Origin of the sequence: Archangium sp., assembly GCF_036389735.1 — a bacterium.
Taxonomy (GTDB): Bacteria; Myxococcota; Myxococcia; order Myxococcales; family Myxococcaceae; genus Archangium.
This window is the reverse complement of the sequence record NZ_DASVWK010001016.1, coordinates 1-8,589: the sequence shown is the minus strand read 5'-3', so window position 1 is coordinate 8,589 and position 8,589 is coordinate 1. Positions and strand designations below refer to the sequence as shown.

6 protein-coding genes and 1 tRNA gene are annotated in these 8,589 nt (G+C 70.6%); 2 read left to right on the top strand and 5 right to left on the bottom strand.

Features of this window, described 5'->3' with window-relative positions; genetic code table 11:
* The coding region (locus tag VF794_RS36220) for a hypothetical protein (RefSeq protein WP_331117687.1) at positions 1-1,198 on the top strand (1,198 nt) is incomplete at its 5' end.
* Between the two features lie 24 nt (positions 1,199-1,222).
* Here the strand turns inward: VF794_RS36220 and VF794_RS36215 are convergent.
* From VF794_RS36215 to VF794_RS36205, 3 genes are all read right to left on the bottom strand, one after another.
* Positions 1,223-4,906, bottom strand: a complete 3,684-nt coding sequence (locus VF794_RS36215) for a DUF3857 domain-containing protein (RefSeq protein ID WP_331117686.1) — start codon at positions 4,904-4,906, stop codon at positions 1,223-1,225.
* 126 nt (positions 4,907-5,032) lie between these two features.
* A complete protein-coding gene (locus VF794_RS36210; protein WP_331117685.1) occupies positions 5,033-5,731 on the bottom strand; it encodes a ComF family protein in 699 nt (232 codons plus the stop codon).
* Positions 5,732-5,769: 38 nt separating this feature from the next.
* Positions 5,770-5,840: transfer RNA gene (locus VF794_RS36205), tRNA-Ala, on the bottom strand.
* Between the two features lie 79 nt (positions 5,841-5,919).
* On the opposite strand from VF794_RS36205, the gene pfp reads away from it, so the two are divergent.
* Positions 5,920-7,194 (top strand): diphosphate--fructose-6-phosphate 1-phosphotransferase, encoded by a 1,275-nt coding sequence (pfp, locus tag VF794_RS36200; protein WP_331117684.1) that lies wholly within the window; start codon positions 5,920-5,922, stop codon positions 7,192-7,194.
* Positions 7,195-7,245: 51 nt separating this feature from the next.
* On the opposite strand, the gene VF794_RS36195 is transcribed toward pfp, so the two are convergent.
* Positions 7,246-7,407 (bottom strand): hypothetical protein, encoded by a 162-nt coding sequence (locus VF794_RS36195; protein ID WP_331117683.1) that lies wholly within the window; start codon positions 7,405-7,407, stop codon positions 7,246-7,248.
* 92 nt (positions 7,408-7,499) lie between these two features.
* A partial coding sequence (gene gpmI, locus VF794_RS36190) for a 2,3-bisphosphoglycerate-independent phosphoglycerate mutase (RefSeq protein WP_331117682.1) occupies positions 7,500-8,589 on the bottom strand: 1,090 nt, incomplete at its 5' end.

Genomic DNA, 8,589 nt, shown 5'->3' with positions numbered 1-8,589 from the left:
CTGCCTCCCGGAGCAGGGCCCGGCCGTGGGTGGCACGGGCACGCCCTCCTCCGTGAAAGCGACCTCCTCGCGGACGAGCGTGGAGGAGTACCGGGCGAACGATGAGAACCAGGGCCGGGCGGGCAAGGCGCTCGAGTCCTTCTATGCGCACGCCCTCAACGCCCTCCCTCCTGGCGGGAAGCTGGAGCTGTCCACCCAGGGGCGGGTGGGACTCGAGGCCGCGGGCGAAGTGAAGGCCAAGGTGGAGGTGGAGCGCGGCGAGGACGGCTCCTACCAGGTGACCGTCCGGGGCGGGCTGGGTGGGGGCGTGGCCGCGTCCTCGGGGGCGAAGGGGGCCAAGGGGTCCGCCATGCTCGGCATGCAGGGGGCGGTGACGCTGCGCTTCGAGAGCGCGGCGGAGGCCGCGGATCGACTGGCGGCGCTCGCCCAGGCGGAGGTGATGAGCCTGGCGGGGTTGGGAGGGAAGGCGGCGGTGGCGCTCGGGCTCCTGGACAGCGACTCCATCGAGCGCGCGCTCCAGGTCCAGAAGAACGTGAAGAGCTTCGAGGTGGGGCTGTACGCCGAGCTGAAGGGAGAGCTGGAGCTGACGGCCCTCAAGGTGGGGGCGGCCCTCGTGGGGGAGGGCACCTTCCGGGTGGATGTGAAGGAGGGCAAGCTCGTCTACGAGAGCTCGCTCCAGGTGCAACTCCAGGGCGAGCTCCAGGGCGGCTTCGAGGGGCTGGGGGGCGGGCTGGAGTCACGCGTCCTGCTCCGGGCGGAGGTGGCGCTGACGAAGGAGGAACTCGCCCGCCTCAAGGACGGCAAGCTCGAGCCACGGGAGCTGATGAAGCCCGAGCGCCTCCGCAAGAGCCTCACCCAGGAGGTGAAGGGAGAGCTCTCGGGTGGGTCCACGCTCAAGAGCGGCGTGTCCATCAACGCCAAGCGCGAGCTTCCCCTGGAGTCGCTCGGGGATGTGGCGCGCGTGATGAATCCCCTGGGCGACTGGGAGGTGTCGGCGATGCGGAAGACGAGCCTCGCCCAGGAGACGCTGGACGCTTCCGTCGTCGAGCTGAAGGCGGAAGCCTCGGTGGAGCAGCCGCTCTTCGACAAGCCGCGCACGATGCCGTTGGGCGCGGTGCGAGCCTTCGTGCACCAGGCGGAGGTCCGGTCCCAGAGCACCGAGCACCTCCTGCTGGCGCGTCGGGCCCTGGGCCGTTGAGAAGGAGGGCCGGAGCCCTCCCGGTCAGCGCCCCGCGGTGGGAGCGGCCCCGCGCAGGGTGACCTTGCGCGCGAAGCCTTGATCCACCCGGCCGAGGAAGGCGCGGAAGGCGGCGTAGTCGTCCGCCTTCACGCGGGCGGCGGTGAGCGCTACCTCGCCGTCGGCGATGAGCTGGTTGCCCTCCTGGCGGTAGGTGAGGCGCACCCGGCCAAAGGGCGTCTCCTCCTGCTGGTTGGGCGGCAGCTCGGCGACGCTGTAGCCCTGGGGCAGCGTGTAGCGGAAGGTGAAGCGGTTCACCCACGGGCTGTTCATCACCAGGTCGAAGCGGCGCTCGGCGAGCGAGGCGTAGGACTGGGTGTAGGAGCGGCCGGTACCGAAGGGCAGGAAACGCAACTGGCCCGGCACCGCCTCGGCGAAGCGCGGGATGCTCATCCGGAAGTCCACCTGCACGTCGTCGTCCAGGCGGGTGGTGTCGTTGAGCTTCACGTCGTGCACGGTGAGGCCGGGGAAGCTCTGGGCCCAGGAGCGCTCGAAGGTGGACTTGCGAGAGGCCACCGCCCGGTAGGCGCGGCGGTACTCGGGCGCCATCTGCCCGCCCACGGTGGTGGCTCCCGTCACGTCGGCTCCGCCATCCGGCTTGAGCGCCAGGTCCATGGCGAGGCGGGTGGCGTTGTCGTCGGGCGCCGCCTCGGGCGTGGTGAGGAAGGTGGCCTTTCCACCCGGCTCCACGATGAGGACGTTGGCCACGCGGTCCGCGCTGGGCAGCTCGCGCGCGCCGTGGAACTCGGCCGTGCCGTCCAGGTACAGCTCGAAGCGCGGCACGTAGACGATGGCGTGGTTGAAGGCCGCGAGGCTGGCGGGCTCCTGGCCGATCTCCCCCAGGTTGCGCATGCGCAGCAGCACCAGGCGGCTCTCCACGCCGGCCACCTTCAGCATGGCGTGGATGAGGCTCGCCTTGTCCTTGCAGTCACCGAAGCGGCGCGACAGCACCCGGTCCACCCGATAGGGCTTGTAGCCGTGGATGCCGAACTCCAGCGCCACGTAGCGGGTGTTCGTCACCACGAAGTTGTAGACGGCTTGCACCACCGCCTTCTCGTCCTTGCGATCCACGCCCTGGAGGACGGTGTCCACCGTGCGGCGCAGCTCCTCGTTGGGGGTGAGCTGGTCGCGCACGAGGCCCCACCAGTAGCGGCCCACCTCGTCCCAGGTGCGGTAGGTGGAGACGTGGAGGTTGGCGGCCACCTCGGCCCAGCCGGGCATGCCGGGCTCCGGCACCACCTTGGCCACGTGCCTGGCGCCCCAGCGGTAGAGCACCCGGCCGCCGTCCACGTCCTCGCGCGAGTGCGTCACACCGGGCAGCTTCTTGTCGTTCCAGTAGAGGGGCCGCTCCTTGGGCATCTCCACGAGGAACTGGTAGCGCACCTTCGGGTAGACGCCCTGCACGCTCTCCACGTCGCCCCAGTAGTCGGACAGCAGGTTGTCCTGGGCGGTGTCGTCCACGCGGTACTGGAGCTCCAGCACGTCCCCGGCGGCGAGCCCGGGGAAGGAGAGCATCTTGGCGCGCGAGTCGTAGTACATGCCCGTCCAGGGCTCGTTCATGTTGCGGTCGCTCTCGCCGTAGCTGTCCACCACGGAGCCGTCCGCCTTGGTGATGCGGGCGCGCAGCACCTGCACCTCCTGGCGATCCGGCGAGTAGGTGATGGGGTAGCTGCGGAAGGCCTCCACGCCCCGGGCGTTGAGCACCTTCACCGCGAACTGGTGCAGCCGGCCGGACACGCCGCTCTTCTGCACGCGCACGTACTGGGTGTCCACGAGGTAGACGGCGTCCTCGTTGGTGTAGCCCTCGGCCTCCTTGAGGAGCTCCTTCACGTCCGCGAAGTGCTGGGTGCCCGCGCTGGCGGACTCGCCCTTGAGGGTGCGCACGGCCTCCTTGAGGGCGGGGTTCTGCGGGCGCAGCGCCAGCGAGCGCTCGAAGGAAGCGAGGGCCTCCTCACGGCGGCCGGCGGCGAGCAGGGCACGGCCCTCGCGCTCGTACACCTCGGGCTCGTCCGGGGAGAGGGCGCGGGCCTCGGCGAACAGCGCGGTGGCCGCGTCCAGCTGGCCATTGGCGGCGCGCAGCTCCGCCAGCTTCACGCGGGTGGAGTTGTCGAAGGGGTCCATCACGAGGAGCTGCGCGTACTCGCGCGCGGCGGCCTCCACCTGGCCCACGTCCGCCAGCAGCATGGCCAGCACGGCGCGGCTGGAGCGGTCGTCATGACGCAGCGCCAGCGCCACGCGCAGCCGGGCCACCGCGTCCTGCGAGCGGTCCATGGTGCGGGCGGAGCTGGCGGCGGCGCGTACCACGCGGGGGATGCGCGGCAGCCGCTGGAGCGTCTCGTCCACCATCACGTGCGCGAGGGCGGACTGGCCGAGCGCCTCGTGGGCGCGCGCCAGCGTGAGGCGGGCGGCGGCCGAGTCCGGGGCCAGCTCCACCATGGGCTTGAGCAGCTCGACGGCGCGCTCGGGGTGATCGCGGTTCAGCTCGTGCTCGGCGAGCGCCACGCGGGCCTGGATGGAGGTGGGGTCCGCGCGCAGGGCGGCCTCGAGGTAGCGGCGGCGCAGGTTGAGGTCGTCCCGGTGGGACGCGGCGGCCAGCAGCTGGAGGCGCACGTCCTGGGGGGCGGCGCGGGCGGCGCGGTCGGCCTCGACGGTGGCGGTGTGCTCGCGCTCATCGAAGGCGCGGAAGGAGTCGAGCACCGTGGCGTACTCACCCCGCAGCTTCGCGTCCTCGGGGGCCTTGTTCACCAGCTCGCGCATCGCGGTGGTGAGCGTGGGCAGCACCTGGGGCGCGGCGGAGGGGCCCTTGGTGAGGGCGGGCGGGGTGGAGGGGAGGGTGGCGCGGATGCGGCCGGGCGGGTCGCGCCTCAGGTAGAAGCCCAGCGCCCCCGACTCCTGGCACACCTTGAGGAGGACGCGGTTGAGGCCCTTGCGCAGGCGCACGGAGACGCGCGACTGGTCCGGCCGGGGCTGGTTGTAGGTGTCGCTGGTGGCCACCTTCTCGCCATTCACCCAGAGGCGGAAGGCGCCGGAGGTGCCCACGCCGAGCGCGACGCGCGTCTCGGCCGGGGCCTCCAGCCAGGTGAGGGCGTAGGCCACGGACTCGCGGTTGGGGCGCACCGCGGCGCCCAGGTCGATGTAGCCCTGCGTGGGGCTGGCGGAGAGCCGTCGCCAGGACACCTGGCGGCCCTTGGCGCCCGAGTACGTGGTGGACAGGTCCAGCGCGGCCGCCTCGGGGCCGAAGTCCGTATCGCAGCCGGACTTGCCCTCGTTGTCGAAGCCGCCGACGACGTAGAAGTCCCCGAGGTAGCCCAGGCCGTCCTGGAGCTCGGCGGCGCGCGTGAGCCGGCCGCGAGAGCGCTCCAGGTCCATCAACAGCATCTGGGCGGTGGCGCGGGTGTGGGGGTCCGTGTCGCGCCGGGTGGACACCTCGGTATAGGTCTTCACCAGGGGGGTGAGGTCCTCGAGGTCCTCGCGCAGGTCATGCAGCCGGAGGAGCTGCGCCGCTCCGCGCGGAGAGGGGGCGAGCGTCAGGGCCTCCTCGGCCTGTTCCCGGGCCGCCGTGGCGCTGTTCTCGGTGGCGGCCCGCGTCAGCAGTGGGCAGGCGAGCGCGAGCAGGGCGACGAGCCAGGGGGTGCGCGAGAGCGCGGCGAGCCGTGGGGTACGGGACATCCGTGTTCCTCGTCCGTCTGAAAGGGGTGCCGGGGGTGAGTGTCGGCGCGGGTGAACAGCCGAGCTTCGGAGAGCCTTCCCCTCCATGCGACTTCATAGGAGGACAAGCAACTGAAATGTCGGGTACTAGGCGAGCGAGAAGGCTCGGGCCAGCGTCAGAATCTCGACGCGAGGAGAGCCGGCCTCGCGGAGCGCGGTGGCGGCGGCACGGACGGTGGCACCCGTGGTGAGCACATCGTCCACCAGGAGAACCTCCCGGCCGGCCACGGCGGGGGACGCGGTGAAGGCGCCCGCGACGTTGTTTGCCCGCTCGGCCTCGGAGAGGCCCACCTGGCGCCGGGTCTCCCGAGCGCGGGAGAGGAGCCCCACGGGGGCCTCGCGACCGGTGGCGCGGGCCAGCTCGCCCGCGAGGAGCTGGGTCTGGTCGTACTGGCGCTCGCGGAAGCGCCGCTCGTGCAGCGGCAGGGCGACGAGCAGGCGTGGGGCCTGGGAGAGGAACTGGCCGCACTCGGTGGCGAGCAGCTCCGCGAGGGCGGGGGCGAGCTCCGGGTGGTCCTCGTATTTGAAGCGGTGGATGGCGCGGGCGACGGGGCCCTCGTGAGCGAAGGGGGCCCAGGCGCGGGTGAAGGGGGGCGGCGAGGCGTGACAGCGCGGGCAGGTGTCGCGAGGGAAGGTGCCGGGCTCGGCGCAGGTGCGGCAGCGAGAGGGCGGCAGGCGCTCCAGGGCCATGTCGCACGCCTCGCAGAAGGCGGCGCGCACGGGCATCACCTTCGTGCAGGCGATGCACGCGGGCGGGTAGAGCAGCTCGAGCAGTGCTTGGAACATGACCGGACGGGTCTACCTCACCTCGTGAAAAAAAGGAGTGGAGTCACCGGGAATCGCACCCGGATCTCCGCCATGCGAGGGCGGCATCTTCCTCTTGGACCATGACCCCGTAAGTCCCCGTCGTTCCTGAAGGACTGTGGGCGTCATGAGTTGCTGACAGGTGCTCCCGATTTTTGTTGGATGGCGCCATGAAGAAGCTCGCCATCGTCGCAGCGGGAGGTCCGGCTCCGGGCATCAACAGCGTCATCGGAGCGGCCACCATTCGCGCCTGTCTCTCGGGCGTGCCGGTGCTCGGCATCCAGGACGGTTTCAAGTGGCTCTCCGAGGGGGACATCTCCCACGTCGTGCCCCTCACCATCGAGGACACCAGCCGCATCCACTTCCGGGGCGGCTCGTACATCGGCATCTCCCGGGCCAACCCGACCCGCTCCCCCGAGCACCTGCAGCGGACCATCGACGCGCTCGAGCGACTCGACGTGGGCATGCTCATCACCATCGGAGGTGATGGCACCGCGACGCTGGCCCACATCATCTCGGAGAAGACCCGCGGGAAGCTCCGCGTGGTGCACGTCCCCAAGACGATCGACAACGACATCGACCTGCCCGACGACACGAGCACCTTCGGCTTCCAGACCGCGCGCCATGTCGGGGTGGAGATCGTCAAGAACCTGATGGTCGACGCGAAGACCACCTCGCGCTGGTACTTCGTCATCGCCCAGGGGCGCAAGGCGGGCCACCTCGCCCTGGGTATCGGCAAGGCGGTGGGGGCGACCAATACCGTCATCCCCGAGGAGTTCGCCCGGGGGTGCCCGGTCCCGCTCTCCCATGTGGCGGACCTCCTCGCCGGCTCGGTCATCAAGCGGCTGGGGTATGGCCGCCCGGATGGCATCGTCCTGCTCGCCGAGGGCCTCGCCGACTGCATCAACCCCGAGGACCTGGCCCGGTACACGGAGCTGCCGCGCGACCACATGGGCAACATCCACGTGGCGGAGATCAACCTGGGGGAGGTGCTGGAAAAGGTCGTGAAGGAGCGGCTGGCCAGCCTGGGCCTCAAGGCCACGCTCATCTCCAAGTACATCGGCTACGAGGTGCGCTGCGCGGATCCCATCCCCTTCGACATGGATTACACGAGGGACCTGGGCCACGCCGCGGCCCGCTACATCATCGAGGGGGGCACCGAGGCGATGGTCGCCATGGTCCACGGGCGCTTCCAACCCGTCTCCTTCCAGGACATGAAGGACCCGGCCACCGGGCGGCCCCGGGTGCGGATGGTGGACATCGACTCGGACCGCTACCAGATCGCCCGCAGCTACATGCTCCGGCTCAAGCGGGAGGACTTCGACAAGCCGGAGGAGCTGGCCCGGTTCGCCGCGGCGGCCCACCTCACGCCGGAGGCCTTCCGCGAGCAGTTCTTCCACCTGGTGAAGGACGAGCCCACCAACCCTGACGGGCGGGTGGGCTGAACGGTACCGCCTGGAAGTGGGGGCCGGGGCCCGGTTGCCCCGGCCTTCGGTTCAGGTGCTGCGATTCGTCCGGGGCTTCCGGGTCTCGGCGCCCTTCTTCTTGTCCTGCCGCGAGATGACCGGAACCTTGTTGCGACCCTTGCGGGTACGGCCCGTCGCCGCGGACGCTTCGGACTGCATCTTCTTGGCCTTGGATTTGCGAACTCCCGCCATGTGAATTTCCTCCGTTTCTCCCAAGTTGCGTACGGTCCCTGACAGAGGCACTGGCCTGGAGGACAAGGGACGCTCCCTCGCTCACTGCCTCGTCACCCGAACAACCCCAACCGGTTCATCTCCGAGGGCTTGGGCAGCCCCATCACCTGGAGCAGCGTGGGGGCGATGTCCGCGAGGATGCCGGGGCGCAGCTTCTGCCCCCGGAAGTCCGGGTGGATGAGGTGGAAGGGCACCGGGTTGAGCGTGTGCGCCGTGTGCGGCTCCCCGGTGGTCGGGTCCCTCATCTGCTCGCAGTTGCCGTGGTCCGCTGAAATCGCCATCACCCAGCCGTTGCGGGCGCACGCCTGCCCCAACTGCCCGAGGCACTCGTCCACCGTGGACACGGCCTTCATGGCAGGCTCCAGCAGGCCGGTGTGGCCCACCATGTCCGGGTTGGCGAAGTTCACCAGCGCGAAGTCGTAGGCCCCCGAGTCGATGCGCCGCACGAGCTCCAGCGTCACCTCGCGCGCGCTCATCTCCGGCTTGAGGTCGTACGTCTTCACGTCGCGCGGGGAGGGCACCAGGTGTCTGTCCTCGCCCGGGTACACCACCTCGCGGCCCCCGTTGAAGAAGAAGGTGACGTGCGCGTACTTCTCCGTCTCCGCGGTGCGGAACTGGCGCCAGCCCGCGTGCGCGAGGGCCTCGGGGAAGATCTCACTCGGCTGGTCGGGCGCGAAGGCCACCGGCAGGCCGAAGGTCTCGTCGTACTGCGTGAGGCATACGTACATGCCCACGTGCAGGCCGCCCCGGTCGAACTCCTTGAAGTCATCGAAGGCGATGGCGCGCGTCAGCTCGCGGGCGCGGTCCGCGCGGAAGTTGAAGAACATGGCCACGTCGCCGTCCTGGATGCGGCCGATGGGCGTGCCGTCGCCGTGGGTGAGGACGGTGGGGTGGACGAACTCGTCCGTCACCTTCTCCGCGTACGCGGCGCGGATGGCGGAGAGCGCGTCGGGGGCCTTGGGGCCCTGGCCGAAGACAATCGAGTCATAGGCCAGCTTCACCCGGTCCCAGCGCTTGTCGCGGTCCATGCCGTAGTAGCGCCCGCCCACGGTGGCGATTTGTCCGGTGCGCGTCTCGCGCAGGAACTTCTCCAACTCCTCCACGTAACCGAGCCCGCTCTGGGGCGGGGTGTCGCGTCCGTCG

What these genes read in the sequence shown, in the direction of transcription:
- VF794_RS36195 (WP_331117683.1), bottom strand. Translation starts at nt 7,407, where the DNA reads ATGGCGGGAGTTCGCAAATCCAAGGCCAAGAAGATGCAGTCCGAAGCG.
- VF794_RS36215 (WP_331117686.1), bottom strand. Translation starts at nt 4,906, where the DNA reads ATGTCCCGTACCCCACGGCTCGCCGCGCTCTCGCGCACCCCCTGGCTC.
- VF794_RS36210 (WP_331117685.1), bottom strand. Translation starts at nt 5,731, where the DNA reads ATGTTCCAAGCACTGCTCGAGCTGCTCTACCCGCCCGCGTGCATCGCC.
- pfp (WP_331117684.1), top strand. Translation starts at nt 5,920, where the DNA reads ATGAAGAAGCTCGCCATCGTCGCAGCGGGAGGTCCGGCTCCGGGCATC.